Below are 18,688 nucleotides of genomic sequence, written 5' to 3' on the forward strand. Positions count from 1 at the left end.
AGGCGCCCGGATTCTTTGCTAGGCTTTCCGGGTTGCTCCACGTGATCCTCGATAGCTCAATTGGCAGAGCAGCCGGCTGTTAACCGGCAGGTTGTTGGTTCGAGTCCAACTCGGGGAGCGAAGGCCTCGCGGCTCCACCCGCGGGGCCTTTTCCTTTGCCCGGCCAGGCCGGGCCAGGCCAGTCCGAGCGGTCGTCCAGCGACAATGCCGCCACGGACGTCGAGGGCGGCACCCACAGCAAGTCAACCAACAGGGCCAGATGTTCGGCCGGTCCACCACCATCGTGCAGAAGACGACGGCCAAGGGCTCAACGTCGCTCTACGTCTCCGTCGGCGGCAGCGCGATGCTCGTCGGCATGTCCGCCATGGACGACGGCGGGGTCGAGCCCGTCATCACGATCGGCTCCGGAGTGACACGTGTGCTGACGGTCAACGAATCTCAGGCAGCCGGGCCAACCACGGCGCCCACGTCGACCTCTTCGGACGGCTACTACGCGTCCGCCGACGCCGCTACCTATGGCAGCGCGGTAGCCGAATGGCACCCCGCGGTGAGCTCGTCCGAGCAAGCGAACGTCGTCGCCAACGCGTGCGCCATTCAACCGATCGTCCTGCTCGGCCCGTGCCCGTGATGCCCACGATCCCCCCCCCGGGAGATGCGGAACTTGTCGTCGTTACGGAGAAGAAACGAGCGGCTCAAGGACGTCGACCAGCAAGGCGTAGCCGGCATCGTCTGGGTGGATTCCGTCGTCGGAGATGAGGTCGGCCCGCCCCTCGAACGGCTGCCCCGCGTCGACGTACGTACCGCCGACTGCCTCGACTGCCGAGCGGACGGCCTCGGCTAGCTGGCCGAGAGCGGCTGGTGCCTCTTCGTCATCCCACAGCGGAGAGGTCGCGACAATCCGCGCATCCGGGAGTGCCGACCGCAGCGCTGGGTAAAAGGCAGCGATCTGGTCGCGCGCGGCTTGAACGGTTCGGGAGTCGTTACGACCTCCGGAGACAATCACGAGGTCGGGGTTCGCCTTGACGGCGTCCGGGATCATCTCTAGGTAGTTCGGGCAGTAGGCCAAGCCGCAGCCGGCCGTGCTCGCGGTCGTGAGGTAGCCGGTGCCGCCCCGACCCAGGTTCACCGGGATCCACCCCTCTCGCAAGGACAAGAGCTGTGGGAACGTGACACTCTTGCTCGACGCCCCCGCTCCGGCCGTGTACGAGTCCCCGATGAAAGCCGCACGCACGGCATCCGGCTCGTCCGGCTGCAGAGAAGCAGGGAGCTCTGGCACAGACCCAGCCGCCGCCGGTCGATCGCCCGCATCGGCCAACGCCAAACCCGACAGGCCAACGACGAGCACACCGATCGCGGTAACGCCCGCGATACCCCAGGCCGTGCTGCTACCCCAACGTCTGTGATTCCCCATGTGCTGAATCGTAGGCGGTTTGTAGGCCCCCATTGGCCCCTGGGCGCCCCCACTAAGGGGCGCCGAAGGTGGGCATCGCGGATCACACCTGCTCGACACCCATTCAGCCATGCCAGCTTCGTGCACCGTTTACGGTTGACGAGGAATGCTCTAAAGCGCAGGCCCGGCTTTTCCACGAGGAACCAGCTTGCCGCGACCAAGGGCAGCGTTGCCTCCATGGACGCCATCGCGAATGTGAGGGTACCCATGAGACGACACCGAGGGTGGCGAGCAACTGCTGGATCGGTACCCCTAGGTGTACTTCCCGTACGACACATGCTGGCGAGTAGGCAGCCGAGAGCTTTTACCTAGGGCGCCGAGCTCGATCATCAGGTATGCAATGGGTAGCGACGCGACAACGCTGTACTTAGGCAGGAACAAAGCCGCGCGTGTGATACAGACTGAAATGAGGAGCAGCGCGCCGCTCATCGGCACGCGGTCCTGGAAGTGGTAGGGGAGGGCCTCGGAGAGGAACGCCACCCCAAGGCGGCAGGCGATCCCTGGCGAAAGGTTGTCGACGGTGCCATAGGCGGTTGCATTCGCACTGAGTGTCGCCATCGCGAGTGCGACGGAAAGGCTCGAGCGCGGTGGCGGAGCAGCGCCACCAGGCCGTTCGTGAGTACTCCGATATAGCCCGGGAACTCCCACGCGAGGGTCCGGAGCGAACCGTTCCACAGCACCTTCTCGAGGGCTTTAGGGGGCGTACCAGCGGTGTCGAAGTGCGCAATGCGAAGGAAGGCGTTACGTGTCACGTATTCCACGGCATCGGCCGCGGACCCTGGTGGGAGGGCGGCGCCCCGCAGCAACACTGCCAAGCGGGAGAAGACGCCCGCGGTCACGAGAAGGCACACTTAGAACGGTGGCAGGATGCGGAGAGCTCGAACCCGGAGGAAGTGCCACCACCATAGCTGTTTTACGCGACTAGCGAGGATAAGAAGTCCCGATTTGGCATAGAACGCGTGCACGCTGAAGCGGCAGACGATTTGACGCGCTGGTGCGAAACCGATGTCAGAGCCGCTGAGAACGATCAAATGCTATAGCTCGACGAAGAGGGCTAGGAGTAGGCGTATCAGATTCCGAGCATTGGAACGGGGATCGAACACGGTCCCGATCATAAGCGTGCGTCCCGAGGACTGGGCCCATCTCATTCCCATATGCCACATATTGTACGTTCCGCGCGACCGCGATTTCCCTCGGGCCCCGTGCGGGGCGTATGGCACCTACTCGTAGCTCCCAAAGCAGTCTTCGCAGGTAGCCGGCAGCGACGCCTCCCGCCACCTCCGCTGTCGACGCAGGTATAACGTCAGGGCGGTGGAGCGCGGGAAGCCGGCATACGACGGTCCGGGGCTCCGCGGGGCACTGAGGAGCGCCGAGGAGTGCGCTAACCCTTACGAGCTATCCCTTGGCCTGAAGCGTCAACGTCTCTGGTGACCGCTTCGCGCAAAGTGTCCGCGCTTCTCCACGGTGGATGGGCTAGCCGGCGGCTTCACCTAGCGGGGCCGCCCGCGTTTCGGGGCACTCACCACAGCCGCTGTCCGCCGAGCGACCCCGATGCGGACCGGCCCCGGTGCGCCTCACTCCCAGGTAGGCACGACCCCCGTGTCGCACCAGCGGCGGCCAGAAGCGCCCTATATGCCGATCCGCAAGGTCGGTCACGTGGCGGCGATGAACGCCTGCAGGAGGCACATGTACACAGCATGCAGTGCATTGCTGGAAACATCCAAGCAGGGCGCGAAAGCACGCCGGAGCCTATGTAGGTTGCAACCGATCCATTGTCTGGATCCGGCGCCAAGGGACGCAATCTACAGAGGGCCACTCGTACGCTGAACCGGCGCCCTGCTCTGACTCGCCAGCGGCAGAAAAGACTTCAAAGCTAGTTAATGGGGATCATTTACTACCTATTTAAGTCTCCGTGCCGCATGACAGGTCGGCCTCGCGGTGCTTCGCATGTACGTTGGCACTCTCGACAGCCAGAGGGACGTGGGTCGGCTCCAGGTAGATGATCACCCGGCGATCGAACGGGGCTCCCGCCCCTCCAGAAACGCGACCTGCATGGTCCGTCCCGGTCGATGCTGACACCCCCTCAGTCTCCGAGACCGCTCAGGAGACCGACCGCGGGGAGAGGGCAACCAGCCCTCGCATTGGATTTCACGTCGGCAAGTAGAAGCGCGCCAGGGGAGATGAGAAGGTAGAAGTGCCGCCGGTCTGCCAGCAAATAGCGAACGCACTCAGCGGCGCACTGCCCTCGAGGAGGAGGGTTGGGAAGCGAGTATCCCGAGGTCGAGCGGCCTTCGACCTAGCCCAGCGTCTGACGCTGAACTCAATTCGACCATGCTCGCCACGGCCGCGAGTGCGACCGGAATCCAGAAGTAGCGGTTGTAGAACGATGGTGCCGTCATGGCGAATACGAGGGCGGTCAAGAACCCCGCCTGCGCCTGGACGACCACCTGCGGCATGCCGCGAGCCCATAACCGACGAAACGCGGACCACGTGACCACGACCATGGCCACGAAGACTAATACACCGCCCTGATAGAAGGACGATATGTACAGATTGTGCACCGCCAGATCTCCAACCACTCGCGCGCTCTCGGGGTCAATGCCCGCCCCGAATATCGGGCTATCTGCGATCCCCGCGAGCCCCGTCCGGATGGTGTCGAGTCGGGACGCGGTGGTGTTCAGGCCGTCAGCGCTGCCAGTGAGTCCGAGCGCCTGCAGGAGTCGCTCAGTGGGCGAAAGCGCGACACCTGTCGCCTGCTGGAGACGGATGGCAGCGAGGCCGATGACCGACGCGCTCACGGCCAGCACTACAGCGCGACCCCAGCCGATATTGCCCTTCAGCACCAAGTAGACGACGCCGACGGTCGCCGAGAGCATCCCTGCAACACTGCCGGAGAGGATCAGGCCGATGGCCGAGAGGACGACGGCGGCAAGCATCGAGAGGCGGGCACCGCGGCCCGACTTTGAGGCTAAACCCGCGACAGCCGCGACGATGACGACGCAGGCTATGCCGCCGGTATCCGAGACGTGCGAAGTGAACCCAGAGTATCGGCCTGCGTTGGTGACCATGCTGTTCGGGATGACCGACGCACCGAAGGCGTACTGCAGCAATGAACCGCCCACGCTCAAAGCTCCACCAGCCACGAACCAGATCATGCCCCGCCTGAGGCCCTCTGCGTTTCTCAGGAGCACGCGCGCCTGCCACGGAAGTACGCACACGAGATAGAGCAGCCGGACGATGGTCGCGAGATCAGAGCCTGGGTCCGTCGAACGGAACGCAGCCAGAAGACCGCCAATCAAGAGCAGGAAGAAGACGACCTGCGTGCGCGGACTACCCGGCGCAGCATCGGTCGACCTGGGCTCGGCCAGCAAGAAGAGCGCGGAGGCGATGAGCAACACGTCTCCGATGGAGAAGGCGCCGACGCGAAGGGCGAGGAAGGAGCTCGCGAACAGACCGGCGAGGAAGAGCCACAGCGCTGTCTTTCCAACGAACCCCAGACCCTCATGTTCCCCCATGAAGGCGAGACTAACAGCGCCGTAGAGGGGCCCGCCGTCCCGATGGCTGGCCCCGACGCTGAGATGCGCTGCGCCGCCCTCAGTCCTCGAGGTGGTCGCGCCCCGGCAGCCACGACTGCCCGGGCACGCCCCAGCCGCTCTTGCGGATCACCTTCGCCACCGGCTTCCGATGCTCGTGCGCGAGACGGTCGGTGTAGAGCAGCCCGTCGAGGTGGTCGAACTCGTGCTGCAGGATCCGCGCGAACCAGCCCGCGGCCTCGATCTCGAACGGACGCCCGTCGAGGTCCACCGCCCGGAGGATCGCCCGGTCCGCGCGCACCAGCGGAAAGCGCTCGCCCGGGAACGACAGGCAGCCCTCCTCCTCGGTGTCCTCGTCCGCCTCGCGCACCGGCACCGGCGTGATGAAGAGGTCCGGGTTCACGGCCACGCCCCGCAGCGGCTCGCCCTCGTCGGTCTCGTAGGAGTACACGAACACGCGCAGCGGCACACCCACCTGCGGCGCCGCGAGACCGACCCCCGGCGCCTCGTCCATCGTCTCGAACATGTCCGCCACGAGGGTGCGCAGGTCGTCGTCGAACGCCTTTGGCCGAGCAGCCAGCTGTGCCATGGCAAGTTGTGGGTTGGCGTCCAACTTGTCACGGTGTCCGGGCCCATCTTCGCGAGACCCGCGCCGGATAGTCAGCGTCGCGTCGGACCGTTTTCTACGGCGGTGGCCGACGCGAGTTCGGCGGGACGGCGAGGCTGGCGGGTGATCCATTTTCGCACCACGTCCGTTTTCCGTTCCGTGTATCGCGCGAATACGTAGGCGACGAGGCAGCACGCGACGATCAGCCCTATGAAGACCAGGGCGGATGGGACACTCACAGCCCACCTGTCACCTACTGACGGGATCATGAGGGCCGCGGCGAGGACCACCAGGGGCATGTGCGTGGCGTAAAGCGAATACGAAGAGTGGGCCGTCCAACTTGCGGCGTCGAGCAGCCGGCCAGGGCAGCCAATCCATGAAACGTCCACGACGAACACGCTCATGCTGATGGCGGTCACAATGGCAAGCAGCAGCGCGCCGCCCCGGAATGGCATCTCGACCTCGTGGGCAGCCACCGCCGCTCCTACGATCAGGGGGAGCGCCGTGAGGCGCGCGAGGACTAGGAGCCCGCCGGGCATCGCCCGCAAAACCCCGCTGATGCGTCCACGCAGCGCCGCCACGACGGCGCCCAGCACCCACGCCGGGAACAGCCCCATCACGACCGGGCCGCTGACGACGACCGCCAGCACCGCGAGGAGGACGCCCACGGCACGACGCCGGGCGCTACCGCCCGGCCAGAAGGCGACGAGCAGAGCAGGGAAGAGAAGGTAGTACCAGAACTCGTAGGCGAGCGACCAGAGGGGCTGGTTTGTGCCGAAGATGGGCACATGCAGATCTTGCAGGAAGACGACGTTGCCCAGGAAGGTCAGCGGCGAGTACGAGGGGTCGGCGGGGATTCCCGTGTAAAGATCCGGCCGCGCATACACGTCAGCCGTGCCGAGGAGCGACGCGCCGACTGCGTCGACGAGGACCGTGAGGAGCAGTGCCGGGATGAGGACGAGCCAGAGGCGCGTGAGTCGTGCGTTGGCGTACCTGGCCCATGAGAAGGTCCGGGCGCGCATGCCGGAGATCACCGAACCGCCTACCCAGTAGCCGCTCAGGACGAAGAAGACGATGACCGCCTCCGAGCCGAGGCTCGTCAATGAGTACAGGACCGCCGTCAGCGGGTCGTGATTAGCCGTAGCGTAATCCTCGATCAGGAGCAGTCGGACGTGGCCGAAGACCACCGCCAGCGCTGCCGCCGATCGCAAGACGTTGAGAACTCGATTCTCCGGTCGCCTGCCGCTTGGCGCGGCCACCACTTCACGTCTCATCTTCCCCCGTTTAGCCTCGTGCGTCATTCTAGGGGCGGGTGACCGGATGACGTTCGTCCGGTGGCACTACACGGGACGAGGCCACGATGCGGTTGCCCTGTGCGCCGCCCTCAGTCCTCGAGGTGGTCGCGCCCCGGCAGCCACGACTGCCCGGGCACGCCCCAGCCGCTCTTGCGGATCACCTTCGCCACCGGCTTCCGATGCTCGTGCGCGAGACGGTCGGTGTAGAGCAGCCCGTCGAGGTGGTCGAACTCGTGCTGCAGGATCCGCGCGAACCAGCCCGCGGCCTCGATCTCGAACGGACGCCCGTCGAGGTCCACCGCCCGGAGGATCGCCCGGTCCGCGCGCACCAGCGGAAAGCGCTCGCCCGGGAACGACAGGCAGCCCTCCTCCTCGGTGTCCTCGTCCGCCTCGCGCACCGGCACCGGCGTGATGAAGAGGTCCGGGTTCACGGCCACGCCCCGCAGCGGCTCGCCCTCGTCGGTCTCGTAGGAGTACACGAACACGCGCAGCGGCACACCCACCTGCGGCGCCGCGAGACCGACTCCCGGCGCCTCGTCCATGGTCTCGTACATGTCGGCCACGAGGGTGCGCAGGTCGTCGTCGAACGCCTCCACATCGCGGGCCGGGGCGTGCAGGACGGGGTCTCCGGTGATCCGGATGGGGAGGACGGCCATGCTGCCGATGATAGGCGGGCCGCCGGGTAGGGTCGGGGCGTGCCCTTCGACGCCAGCCCCGTTCTCCAGGCCGCCTCGTTGACCCCGTATCAAGCGCTCGGCATCCCGATCGCGCTCGTGGGCGCCGTGTTCCTGTCCCTGGGCGCGCAGCTGCAGTCGCAGGGCGTCGCGAAGATGGAGGCGCGCGGGAAGAAGAGCACGGCGGGCCTCAGCCTCCGCCAGCTGGGCGCGCTGCTCGGCCGCCCGTCGTGGGTCGCCGGCACCGTGATGCTCGGCCTCGCCATCGTGTTCCAGCTCGCGAGCCTGCGCCTCGCGCCGCTCATCGTCGTGCAGCCGCTCGGCGCGGTGGCGCTCGTGGTCACGGCCATCCTCAACTCCCGGGCCACCGGAAGACGGCTCGACCTCAAGGCCAAGCGGGCGGTCGCGCTCTGCATCGGCGGCGTCGGGCTCTTCGTGGTCTTCGCGGCGATCTTCGCGAAGGAGACGCCCATCCGCACGCCGGAGCTCATCACGATCCTCGTGATCCTCGGCATCGTGCTGGTGCTCCTCGGCGGCCTCTTCCTCTACTTCCGGCGGCACGTGCGCGCCATCTTCTACATCATCAGCGCGGGCGTGCTCTACGGCTTCGTCGCGACCCTGGCCAAGGTGGTCATCAACCGCCTGACGACGGGGGACTTCGACGTGCTCACCGCCGTCTGCATCGTCGCCCTCGTCGCGGCGACGCTCCTCGGCGCGTACTTCGTGCAGACGGCGTACTCGTCGGGTCCGCCCGACCTCGTCATCGCGGGCCTCACGGTCGTCGACCCGCTCGTCGCCGTCTGCATCGGCGTGACCGTCCTCGGCGAGGCCGCGGACGCGCCCCTGTACGCGGGCGTCGCCTTCCTCGTCGCGGGCGCGGTCGCGGTGGCGGGCGTCTTCCAGCTCGCGAAGCACCACCCGCACGCGTCCTGACGGACCGGCGGCCCACGTCGCCCGTACCGCGCGCGGGCCGGTCCCGGCTGCGGGGGCCCCGGTGCGCCGTCGGCCCGTCGCGGAGCCCGTGCGATACGTTGCTCTGCGACACCCGCCGCGCGCCACCCGGATCCACGTGACGCGCGCCGGACGCCGACACCACTGGAGAGACACTTCTTGCCGAACACCTCAGGTCCGACCCCGCGCGAGTCCGCGACCTCCGGTCGACCGCTCCGCATCCTGATCGGCGCGGACACCTTCCCGCCGGACGTGAACGGCGCCGCGCGCTTCGCCGAGCGCCTCGCGGGCGGCCTCGTCCGACGCGGCCACGAGGTCCACATCGTGGCCCCCGCGGCGAGCCGCAAGCACGGCACGTGGACCGAGGTGCACGACGGCCAGGAGATGACCGCGCACCGCCTCCGCAGCTGGCGCTGGTACCCGCACGACTGGCTGCGGTTCGCGCTGCCCTGGAACATCAACCAGAACAGCGCCCGGATCCTCGACGCCGTGCAGCCTGACGTCGTCCACTTCCAGTCGCACATCGTCACCGGCCGCGGCCTCAGCATCGAGGCCGAGAAGCGCGGCATCCGCATCATCGGCACCAACCACTTCATGCCGGAGAACATGCTCCAGCACACGCTGCTCCCGGTCGCGTGGCAGGACACGGCCATCAAGGCCGCGTGGCGGGCCGCGCGACGCACCTTCGGGCGCGCCGAGGCGGTCACCACGCCCACGCGTCGCGCCGCGCAGTTCCTCGAGCGCTACACGGGCCTCTCGGGCGTCATCGCGATCTCGTGCGGCATCGACGCCGGCAACTACACGCCCGACTTCTCGCCGCGCACCCGCAACCGCATCGTGTTCGTCGGCCGGGTCACGGGCGAGAAGCAGATCGACGTGCTGCTCCGCGCGTTCGCGCTCCTGCCCGCCTCGCTCGCCGCGGAGCTCGAGATCGTCGGCGGGGGAGACCAGAAGACCGCGCTCGAGAAGCTCGCGGTCGATCTCGGCATCGCCGACCGCACGACCTTCACCGGCTACGTCTCCGACGAGGAGCTGCGCCGCGCCTACACGCGCGCCACCGTCCTCGCGATGCCGAGCATCGCCGAGCTGCAGTCCATCGTGACGATGGAGGCGATGGCCTCCGCACTGCCCGTCGTGGCGGCCGACGCGATGGCCCTCCCGCACCTCGTGCACGACGGCGAGAACGGCTACCTCTTCCGCCCCGGCGACGTCGACGACCTCGCCGCGAAGCTGCGGAGGGTGCTGGAGCTGCCCGAGGAGGACCTCCAGCGGATGAAGCGCGAGAGCCTCGCGGTCGTCGCCTCGCACGACATCGAGCGCACGATCTCGACGTTCGAGAGCCTGTATCGTGGCGAGTCCGTGGCCGCCCCGGTCACGGACGAGGCACGCGGTGCGACGGACGGCTCAGGCGCCGCCTAGCCACGCCTCCTCGGGGCGGTAGCTCAGCTGGTCAGAGCATCGGACTCATAATCCGCCGGTCACGGGTTCAAGTCCCGTCCGCCCTACTCCCGCACGATCCCCCTCGGACTGGGGTGCGTCATCGCCTTAGCACGGCGCCGTCCGGACCGCCAGGTGGATGTCCGCTCGATTACCATGGGTAGCGAAATAGCCCCGGTCGCGGGGGCCCCGAGGGCGACCGACGACCGCCACCGGCCACCCGCCGACGAGGCACCTGCGCGTGCGTCGGACCCGCCGCCACCCGCGAGGACACGATGACGAGCACGCGACCCACCCGCACGAGCCCGACCACCACGGTCGCCCCGGAGGGCTCCAGCACGCGCTCGTTCCGCGGCGACATCCAGGGCCTGCGCGCGCTCGCGGTCGTCGCGGTGATCCTCGACCACCTGCTCGCGTGGCCGTCCGGCGGCTTCCTCGGCGTCGACGTCTTCTTCGTGATCTCGGGCTTCATCATCACGTCGCTGCTGCTGCGCCAGCACGACAAGCTCGGCCGGATCTCGTTCGCCGAGTTCTACCGCAAGCGCGTCAAGCGCATCCTCCCGGCCTCGACCGCCGTGCTCCTCGTCACGGTGCTCGCGAGCTGGATGGTGTTCCTCTCCGGCCGCGCGTCGTCCATCGCGTGGGACAGCGTCGCGGCCTTCTTCTTCGTCGCCAACTGGCGCTTCGCCGCGACCGACACCGACTACTGGGCCGCGGACAGCGCCGTCTCGCCGGTCCAGCACTACTGGTCGCTCGGCGTGGAGGAGCAGTTCTACGTCGTCTGGCCGATCCTCCTCACGCTCGGCCTCGCGCTCTCGCTGCGCTTCCGGGGGCCGGGCCGCTACCGGGGGGTCCTCACGGCGATCCTCCTCGTCGTCACGGTGGGGTCGTTCGCGTGGGCCATGGTGGACACCGCGGGCAATGCGGCGGTCGCCTACTTCTCCACGTTCTCCCGCGCCTGGGAGCTCGGCATCGGCGCGCTGCTCGCCGTCGCCACCCCGCTGCTGCGCCGGATCCCGGACGCCGCGCGCCCCGTCATCGCCTGGGCCGGGCTCGCGGTCATCGTCTACGGGCTCTTCGCCCTGAGCAGCGCGTCGCCGATCCCCGCCCCCGGGTCCGCTATCCCCGTCGTCGGCGCCGCGCTCGTCATCGCCGGCGGCACGGGCGGCGGCCAGCGCTTCCTGTGGCCGCTCACGAACCCGGTCTCGCGGTACCTCGGCGACATCTCGTACTCGCTCTACCTCTGGCACTTCCCGGTCATCGTGATCCTCGCGGCCGTCGCCGACACCGCCGGGCTCGGCTACCCGGTCATCGTGCTCGTGCTCACCCTCGGCCTGTCGGTGCTCTCGTACCACGGCCTCGAGGACCCGATCCGACGCTCGCAGTGGCTCGAGCCGGGCGCCGCCGCGCGTCGCCAGAAGAAGCGCTCGAGGCGCCAGAAGGGGTTCGGCGCGTCCACCGGCACGAAGGTCGCCGCCCTCGGCACGGCGGCGCTCCTCACGGTCACGTTCATCAGCCTCGCCGTGGTGCGGCAGCAGGAGATCCAGGAGGCGTCGCGCCTCGCCCCCGGACCGGCGGCGTCCGGCGAGGAGGCGCCCGCGGACACGGCCGAGCTGGCGGGCGGCGACCTCGGTGCGCTGCAGGGGCAGATCCGCGACGCCCTCGCCGCGACCAGCTGGCCCGCGCTCGACCCCGCCATCGACGGCCTGGAGAAGTCCGCCCTCCCCGTCGAGGACGGCCAGGGCTGCGCGCGCACCGACGCGGCGAACCCGCGCTCCTGCTCCTTCGGCGACACGCGGAAGCCCACGATCATGGTCCTCGGCGACTCGACGGGGATCACGCTGCTGCCCACCGTGCGGGGCCTCTTCGAGGCGACGCACCACATCCGCGGCCTCACCTTCGCCGGCTGCGCCGTCATGGACGTGGACTGGGACTTCCCGGACGCGTCCACCAAGGGCGGCTGCCTGGACTTCCGCGCCGAGGCCATCGCCGCGATCCAGGAGGAGAAGCCGGAGATCCTGTTCGTCAGCAACAGCTACGGGCAGATCCTCAAGCTCTCGTCGAAGGCGACCGGCGACGACGCCGTGGCCGAGTGGTCCGCGGGCGTGCAGAGCACGGTCGGCGAGGTGCGCGACAGCGTCGGCGAGGTCGTCCTCGTGTCCTCGCCGCCCGTCGGCCAGGCGCTCGAGACGTGCGCCACGAAGGTCTCGACCCCCGCCGACTGCCAGGCCTCGATCCCCGGCGCGTGGAAGGTGGGGGACCGCGCGCAGGAGGACGCGGCGACCGCGCTCGGCATCGCCTACCTCGACACGTCGGCGCTGTTCTGCTGGGAGGAGCGCTGCCCGTCGTTCGTCGGCAGCACGCCCACGAAGCGCGACAGCGTGCACACCACGCCGCAGTACGCGTCCGTGATCACGCCGGCGTTCCGGCAGATGCTGGACGAGGCGCTGGCGGGCGTCCCCGCCTGATCCCTGAAGTCGCCCGCTACTGCTCAGCGTGCAGGAGGTCGCGGTCGATCCGGTCGAGGAGAGCCGCACTCCGGCGGGTCTCCAGCTTGCGGAGGAACCATGCTGACGATGACGCCACCTCGGACCAGTCAGCCTCCGTGTAGACCTTCGTGAGCGACGGGTCGATGTGGTGGAGGTTGGCGTAGCGCCAGTTGCCGGGTCCCGCATAGGGCTCCGACCCATTGATGTCCGCACCGCCGGTCTCGTGTCCGCGGGGGGAGTTGAGGGCGAGCGACTGGTAGAACTTCTCCTCCGCGACGAAGATCCGTCGGAAGTACCGCTCGAGCTCGGGCGTCACCGACGACTCGAGGTGCGCTGCGAAGTCCGCCGTCATGGCGAAGTGGGTCACGCCGTGCGCGACGCGGAAGCCCGCGGGCGGTCGCAGGGGGCCCGCGACACGGGATCCGGCCTCGAGCACGCGGATCGCGAGGTTGCGGGCGCGCCTCAGCCGGGCGTTCGTCGTCCGGGTGCTGAGGAGGGAGAGGTCGCGGTGGTAGCGGCGGTCCACCTGCGAGGTGTACTTCTCTTCGGATCCCGTGACGTCGAAGTACCGCAGGAACTGCTTCCCCGCGGAGCCGGCGAGCATCTCTTCCAGCTCTGCCACAGGCCGGATCGGGTAGTCCTGGCCGGAGAGGAGGACGAGGTATTCATCCGGCTGTGCCTGGGATATCCCGGCCTGCACGAGACGTCGAATGGCCTCGACCTGCGAATATCCACCCCAGTTGACACGTACCCGATCCGCGATGAATTCGACGCGAGCGTTGTCCTCGGCTGCGATGGCAGCGGCGAAGGGCGCCTGATCCACCTTCTCGTCGACATGCACGACAACCGGGTGTGGAGCGAGCCTCCGAATCGTACGGGCGAGGAGTTCGGGCTCCCGGAAGGTGTAGATGAGGAATACGGACATGGCAGCACCTGTCTCTGGGACGTTCTCTCGTCTGATCGTTCAGTGATGCGACGACGTAGGGATGCCGCATCGACACCCGCTACTCCCGCAGCGTCGTGATGTGCTCCCGGTACCACTCGACCGTGGAGCGGAGGCCCTCGTCGAGCCCGATGGACGAGGTCCAGCCGGCGTCGGCGAGCTTGGAGACGTCGAGCAGCTTCTGCGGCGTGCCGTCCGGCTTCGCGGTGTCCCACTCGGTGCGGCCCTCGTAGCCGACGACGCGCGCGATGGTCTCCGCGATCTCGCGGATCGTCACGTCGCTGCCGGTGCCCACGTTGACCTGCTCCGGCCCGTCGTAGTGCTCCATCAGGTGGAGGCACGCTGCGGCCATGTCGTCGACGTGCAGGAACTCGCGGCGCGGCGTGCCCGTGCCCCAGTTCGTCACCGACTCGGCGCCGGACGCGCGCGCCTCGTCGTAGCGGCGGATCAGCGCGGGCAGCACGTGCGACCCCTGCGGCGAGAAGTTGTCGCCGGGGCCGTAGAGGTTCGTCGGCATGGCCGAGATCCACGGCTTCCCGTACTGGCGGCGGACGGCCTGGATCTGCATGATGCCGGCGATCTTCGCGATCGCGTAGGCGTCGTTCGTGGGCTCGAGGTGCCCGGTGAGGAGGCTGTCCTCGGTGATGGGCTGCGGCGCGAGCTTCGGGTAGATGCACGAGGAGCCGAGGAACAGCAGGCGGTCGACGTCGTGCGCCAGCGCGGCGTCGAGCACGTTGACCTGGATCCGCAGGTTGTCGCTGAGGAAGTCGACCGGGTACGTGCTGTTCGCGAGGATCCCGCCGACCTTCGCGGCCGCGAGCACCACGTGCACGGGCTTCTCGGCGGCGAAGAACGCGAAGACGGCGTCGCGGTCCTTGAGGTCGAGCTCGGCGGAGGTGCGGCCGATCACGTCGGTGAAGCCCTCGGCCTCGAGCCGGCGGACGATGGCCGAGCCGACGAGCCCGCGGTGGCCGGCCACGTAGATCCGGGCCGAGCGGTCGAGCGGCGCGGGCGTGAACGCGACGGCGTCGCGCTCGTCGGCGGCGGACGCGGGGGCGGCGGTCACGCCTGGCCCGCGGTCGGCTCGGACGTGCCCCAGCTCGCGAGGCGCACGGTGTCGATCCACGGCCGGCCCTCGGCCTCGAGCGCGGCGATGTCGGCGTCGACCATGATGCGGGCGAGCATCGTGGTGTCGACCGTGGCCTTCCAGCCGAGCTTCTCGTGCGCCTTCGTGGCGTCGCCCACCAGGGCGTCGACCTCGGTGGGGCGGAGGTAGCGCGGGTCGAACCTCACGTGCTCGCTCCAGTCGAGGCCCGCGTGCGAGAACGCGGTCTCGAGGAAGTCGCGGACCGTGAAGTTCCCACCCGTCGCGAGCACGAAGTCGTCGGGCTCGTCGGCCTGCAGCATCCGCCACATGCCCTCGACGTACTCCGCGGCGTAGCCCCAGTCGCGGATGCTGTCGAGGTTGCCGAGGTAGACGTGGTCCTGCTTCCCGGCCTTGATCGCCGCGACGGCGCGCGTGATCTTGCGGGTCACGAAGGTCTCGCCGCGGCGCGGGGACTCATGGTTGAACAGGATGCCGTTCACCGCGAACATGTCGTACGCCTCGCGGTAGTTCTTCGTGATCCAGAAGCTGTAGAGCTTCGCCGCCCCGTACGGCGAGCGCGGGTAGAACGGCGTGGTCTCGCTCTGCGGCGGGGGAGTGGCCCCGTACAGCTCGCTCGAGGAGGCCTGGTAGAAGCGGGTCTCGATGCCCGACAGGCGCACGGCCTCGAGCAGGCGGATCGTGCCGGTGCCCGTGGTGTCCGCGGTGTGCTCCGGCTCGTCGAACGAGACGCGCACGTGCGACTGCGCGGCCAGGTTGTAGACCTCGTCGGGCTGGATCTGCATCATCAGCGTCGTGAGGCGCGAGCCGTCGCTCAGGTCGCCGTAGTGCAGGAAGAGCTTCGCGCCGTCCTCGTGCGGGTCCTGGTACAGGTGGTCGATGCGCGACGTGTTGAACGTCGACGAGCGGCGGATGAGGCCGTGGACCTCGTACCCCTTGGCGAGCAGCAGCTCCGCCAGGTACGAGCCGTCCTGCCCCGTGATGCCGGTGATGAAGGCCTTCTTGGCCATGGATCCCCCCAGATTCTCATGCAGTGCGACGCGACGGCGGCGGGGCGAGCGCCCGGCGCGGCCATCCGTCCGGTCGAATCTAACGTGACGGCGGCATGGGGCGGCAATCGGGGTACGGCGCCGCGCGGGCCGTTAACGACATCGAAACGTCGAGGCCCCAGAATGGGCCCATGGGGGAATCACGCACGACCGACGCTGCGCGCACGCGGACGGCGCCGGACCTGGGGGGCCTCACGGTCTGCCTGGTCGGCATCAACTACTGGCCGGAGACCACGGGCATCGCGCCGTACACGACCGCGATGGCCGACGCGCTCACCGACGCGGGGGCGTCCGTGCACGTGATCACCGGGATCCCGCACTACCCGCAGTGGAAGCTGCAGGACGAGCGGTACGCGGACGGCCGGCGCTGGGAGGAGATGCGCGACGGCGTCCGCATCACCCGCGTCCGCCACACCATCCCGGAGACGCCGGACCTCACGGGCCGGGCCAAGCTCGAGGCGAGCTTCCTCCGCGGCGCGCTCCGCGAGGTGCGACGGGACTCGAGCGACATCGTCATCGCGGTCACGCCGTCGCTCGCCGGCCTCGCCGCCGGCGCGCTCGGCCACGGCCGACGTCCGTTCGGCGTGCTGGTGCAGGACCTCACGGGCAACGCCGCGGGGGAGTCCGGCACCACGGGGGGCCGCGCCTCCCGCCTCATCGCCTCGGGGGAGTACGCGCTCCTCCGCCGGGCGGACCGCATCGGCGTCATCACGCCGCGCTTCGGCGACCTGCTCGTCCAGCAGGGCCTGCCCGACGGATCCATCTCCGGGCTCCCGAACTTCACGCACATCACGCCGGTGGACGTCTCCACCTCCGCCGCCCGCGCCCGGCTCGGCTGGACCCCCGACGCGTTCACCGTGGTGCACACGGGCAACATGGGGATGAAGCAGGGGCTCGAGTCGGTCGTGGAGGCGGCACGCCTGTCCGACACGCGCGACCTCGGCATCGAGTTCGTGCTCGTGGGCGACGGTAACCAGCGTGCGGCGCTCGAGGCGCAGGGCGCGGGGATCCGCTCGCTCCGCTTCGTGCCGCCGCTCGACGGCGACGACTACCCGTACGCGCTGGCCGCGGCCGACGCGCTCCTGCTCAACGAGAAGCCGGGCGTGCGCGAGATGAGCATGCCGTCGAAGCTCACCTCGTACACGAGCAGCCGGCGCCCGATCATCGCCGCGGTCGAGGACGGCGGCATCACCGAGAGCGTCGTGCGCGAGCACGGCGCGGCCGCCATCATCCCGCCCGGCGACCCCGAGCGGCTGCTCCAGGCGGCGCAGGACATGCGCTGCGACACCGAGGGCGCCGCAGCCCTGACCACCGCCGCCCAGCGGATGTACCAGAACCGCTACTCGCCTGTCAGCGCGCACGCCAGGTACGTGCGGTTCGCCGAATCGCTGTCCGTCCTGGGCGCCGGGGTGCGCGCGTGACGGCCGTCCCCGACGCCTCGACCGGCGTCCCCGTCATCGACCTGTCGCGGGCTCCCGGCGAGCACCAGGCCTGGGACCGGCCGAAGCGCACGGTGTACCTGTGGGCGGTCGTCGAGCTGCTCCTCGTCACGAACCCGTGGCAGATCAGCTCGTCGCTGCGCGTCAAGGCGCTCCGGGCGTTCGGCGCCGAGATCGGCGAGGGCGTCGTCTTCCGGCCGCGCACTCGCGTGAAGTTCCCGTGGAAGCTGCGCATCGGCGACCGGTCGTGGATCGGCGAGGGCGTCTGGTTCCACAACCAGGACCTCATCACCGTCGGGCACGACGTCGTCCTCTCCCAGGAGACGATGCTCACCACCGGCAGCCACGCGCACCGCCGCGACATGGCCCTCATCACGCGCCCCATCGTCATCGAGCCGGGGGCGTGGATCACGTCCCGCTGCATGGTGCTCGGCGGGGCCCACGTGGGCCGCTCGGCGCTGGCACGGCCGATGACCGTGGTCGCGGGCGACGTGCCCGCGGGCGCGATCGTGTCGGGGCCGGACTGCGTGGTCGTCGGCTCGCGGTTCCGCGCATCGTGAGCCGCGCCCTGCGCATCGCCCACGTCCTGCCCTTCGTCTCCGCGGACGGCGCGTTCGGCGGTCCCGTCGCGGTGGCCGTGGAACAGTGCCGGGAGCTCGCCCGGCAGGGGCACCGCGTCGTGCTCGTCGCGGGATGGGACGGCGAGGTCGACCTCGCTGTGGACGGGGTCGACGTGCGCCTGTTCCGCGCGCACGCGCTCCCCGGTCTCGGCTTCAGCGGCCTCGTCTCGCCCGCGATGATCGCGGGTCTCCGACGCCATGTCCGCGAGTTCGACGTCGTCCACATCCATCTCGGTCGGCACCTGCTGGCCCTCTCGGCCGCCGAGGTCTGCCGACGGGCGGGCGTGCCGTACGTGCTGCAGACCCACGGGATGGTGACGGACGACGCACGCGCCAAGTCGCGGATCCTCGACGCCGTCACCGTCCGCCGGGTCCTCGCGGGCGCACGTGCCGTGCTCGCGCTGACGGATCACGAACAGGAGGCGCTCGGCGTCGTGTCGCGGGGACGCGCGCACGTCGTCCGGGTCCGCAACGGCGTGGCGCCGATCTCGGTCGCGCGCCACCGGGATCCGGACGCCGTCCCCGAGGTCCTGTTCCTCGCGCGGCTGCACCCCCGCAAGCGCGTGCTCGCCTTTGCGGAGATGGCGGCCCTGCTGCACGAGCGCGGCGTCCGGGCGCGCTTCGCCGTGGTCGGCCCCGACGAGGGCGACCTCCCCGCACTCAGGGCGTTCATCGCCGCGCGTCCGGGCCTGCCCCTGGTGCACGAGGGCAGCATCGCCCCCGGCGCCTCCAGCGAGCGGCTCGCGGCGGCGGACGTATACGTGCTGCCGAGCGTTCGCGAGGTGTTCCCGATGACGGTGCTCGAGGCCATGTCCGTGGGGACTCCGGTGGTCCTCACGGAGGACTGCGGGATCGCGGAAGAGCTCCGTGCTGCCGGGGCCGCCTCGGTCACCGACGGGTCGGCGTCTGAGCTGGCGGCTGCCGTGAAGGATCTGCTCACCTCGCCGACGCTAGGAGCCGAGATAGAGCGGGGCGTTCAGTCAAGCCTGGCCGGGGCGTTCGGCATCGCTGCTGTGGCCGACGAGCTGATCGCGCTGTACCGGTCCGCACCGTAGCCGCCTCGGCCCGTGCCCGATCGTCGGAGCTCGGGCCTCTT

At 69.4% G+C, this 18,688-nt stretch carries 15 protein-coding genes and 2 tRNA genes; 9 read left to right on the plus strand and 8 right to left on the minus strand.

The genetic code is table 11. From position 1 onward, the window contains the following. Positions 1 to 45: 45 nt before the first annotated feature. Positions 46 to 118: transfer RNA gene (locus BFL37_RS01520), tRNA-Asn, on the plus strand. A 165-nt stretch (positions 119 to 283) separates the two neighbouring features. Beyond that, the gene (locus BFL37_RS01525; RefSeq protein WP_143331575.1) at positions 284 to 628 is read left to right on the plus strand and encodes a hypothetical protein; all 345 of its coding nucleotides are present in this window, start codon (positions 284 to 286) and stop codon (positions 626 to 628) included. Between the two features lie 42 nt (positions 629 to 670). Here the strand turns inward: BFL37_RS01525 and BFL37_RS01530 are convergent, their stop codons facing one another. The 5 genes from BFL37_RS01530 to def (BFL37_RS01555) form a co-directional block, all read right to left on the minus strand. Continuing rightward, the gene (locus BFL37_RS01530; RefSeq protein ID WP_172403713.1) at positions 671 to 1,411 is read right to left on the minus strand and encodes an SGNH/GDSL hydrolase family protein; all 741 of its coding nucleotides are present in this window, start codon (positions 1,409 to 1,411) and stop codon (positions 671 to 673) included. A gap of 2,267 nt (positions 1,412 to 3,678) precedes the next feature. After that, positions 3,679 to 4,965: an O-antigen ligase family protein gene (locus tag BFL37_RS01540; protein ID WP_086513421.1), complete on the minus strand. Its 1,287-nt coding sequence runs from the start codon at positions 4,963 to 4,965 to the stop codon at positions 3,679 to 3,681. A 79-nt stretch (positions 4,966 to 5,044) separates the two neighbouring features. Beyond that, on the minus strand, positions 5,045 to 5,572 hold the full coding sequence (gene def, locus BFL37_RS01545) for a peptide deformylase (protein ID WP_086513422.1): 528 nt from the start codon (positions 5,570 to 5,572) through the stop codon (positions 5,045 to 5,047). A gap of 71 nt (positions 5,573 to 5,643) precedes the next feature. Further along, positions 5,644 to 6,864: an acyltransferase family protein gene (locus tag BFL37_RS01550; RefSeq protein ID WP_172403714.1), complete on the minus strand. Its 1,221-nt coding sequence runs from the start codon at positions 6,862 to 6,864 to the stop codon at positions 5,644 to 5,646. Between the two features lie 110 nt (positions 6,865 to 6,974). Beyond that, the gene (def, locus tag BFL37_RS01555) at positions 6,975 to 7,541 is read right to left on the minus strand and encodes a peptide deformylase (protein ID WP_086513424.1); all 567 of its coding nucleotides are present in this window, start codon (positions 7,539 to 7,541) and stop codon (positions 6,975 to 6,977) included. 39 nt (positions 7,542 to 7,580) lie between these two features. On the opposite strand from def (BFL37_RS01555), the gene BFL37_RS01560 reads away from it, so the two are divergent. The 4 genes from BFL37_RS01560 to BFL37_RS01575 all read left to right on the plus strand — a co-directional run bounded on the left by BFL37_RS01560 (position 7,581) and on the right by BFL37_RS01575 (position 12,415). Then, positions 7,581 to 8,492 (plus strand): DMT family transporter, encoded by a 912-nt coding sequence (locus BFL37_RS01560; RefSeq protein WP_086513425.1) that lies wholly within the window; start codon positions 7,581 to 7,583, stop codon positions 8,490 to 8,492. Between the two features lie 177 nt (positions 8,493 to 8,669). Then, positions 8,670 to 9,929 carry a glycosyltransferase gene (locus BFL37_RS01565; protein ID WP_086513426.1) on the plus strand — a complete coding sequence of 420 codons (1,260 nt, stop codon included), beginning with the start codon at positions 8,670 to 8,672 and terminating at the stop codon, positions 9,927 to 9,929. 12 nt (positions 9,930 to 9,941) lie between these two features. After that, a tRNA-Ile gene (locus BFL37_RS01570) sits at positions 9,942 to 10,015 on the plus strand. A 207-nt stretch (positions 10,016 to 10,222) separates the two neighbouring features. Continuing rightward, complete coding sequence (locus tag BFL37_RS01575; RefSeq protein WP_086513427.1) at positions 10,223 to 12,415, plus strand: acyltransferase family protein; 2,193 nt, start codon at positions 10,223 to 10,225, stop codon at positions 12,413 to 12,415. Between the two features lie 16 nt (positions 12,416 to 12,431). Here the strand turns inward: BFL37_RS01575 and BFL37_RS01580 are convergent, their stop codons facing one another. The 3 genes from BFL37_RS01580 to gmd form a co-directional block, all read right to left on the minus strand. Further along, complete coding sequence (locus BFL37_RS01580) at positions 12,432 to 13,361, minus strand: beta-1,6-N-acetylglucosaminyltransferase (RefSeq protein ID WP_086513428.1); 930 nt, start codon at positions 13,359 to 13,361, stop codon at positions 12,432 to 12,434. A 79-nt stretch (positions 13,362 to 13,440) separates the two neighbouring features. After that, positions 13,441 to 14,445 (minus strand): GDP-L-fucose synthase family protein, encoded by a 1,005-nt coding sequence (locus BFL37_RS01585; RefSeq protein ID WP_086513429.1) that lies wholly within the window; start codon positions 14,443 to 14,445, stop codon positions 13,441 to 13,443. Next, positions 14,442 to 15,494 carry a GDP-mannose 4,6-dehydratase gene (gene gmd, locus BFL37_RS01590; protein ID WP_086513430.1) on the minus strand — a complete coding sequence of 351 codons (1,053 nt, stop codon included), beginning with the start codon at positions 15,492 to 15,494 and terminating at the stop codon, positions 14,442 to 14,444. Before gmd ends, BFL37_RS01585 begins: the two co-directional genes overlap by 4 nt. A 170-nt stretch (positions 15,495 to 15,664) precedes the next feature. Between gmd and BFL37_RS01595 the strand changes: the two genes are divergently transcribed. The 3 genes from BFL37_RS01595 to BFL37_RS01605 are packed head-to-tail and all read left to right on the plus strand — an operon-like array spanning position 15,665 to position 18,647. Next, positions 15,665 to 16,954 (plus strand): glycosyltransferase family 4 protein, encoded by a 1,290-nt coding sequence (locus BFL37_RS01595; protein WP_086513431.1) that lies wholly within the window; start codon positions 15,665 to 15,667, stop codon positions 16,952 to 16,954. Continuing rightward, the gene (locus BFL37_RS01600) at positions 16,951 to 17,532 is read left to right on the plus strand and encodes an acetyltransferase (protein WP_086513432.1); all 582 of its coding nucleotides are present in this window, start codon (positions 16,951 to 16,953) and stop codon (positions 17,530 to 17,532) included. Before BFL37_RS01595 ends, BFL37_RS01600 begins: the two co-directional genes overlap by 4 nt. Further along, positions 17,529 to 18,647 (plus strand): glycosyltransferase, encoded by a 1,119-nt coding sequence (locus BFL37_RS01605; protein WP_172403715.1) that lies wholly within the window; start codon positions 17,529 to 17,531, stop codon positions 18,645 to 18,647. Before BFL37_RS01600 ends, BFL37_RS01605 begins: the two co-directional genes overlap by 4 nt. The last annotated feature ends 41 nt before the right edge of the window (positions 18,648 to 18,688 follow it).

The sequence above is a fragment of the Clavibacter michiganensis genome, from assembly GCF_002151125.1.
Lineage (GTDB): Bacteria > Actinomycetota > Actinomycetes > Actinomycetales > Microbacteriaceae > Clavibacter > Clavibacter michiganensis_C.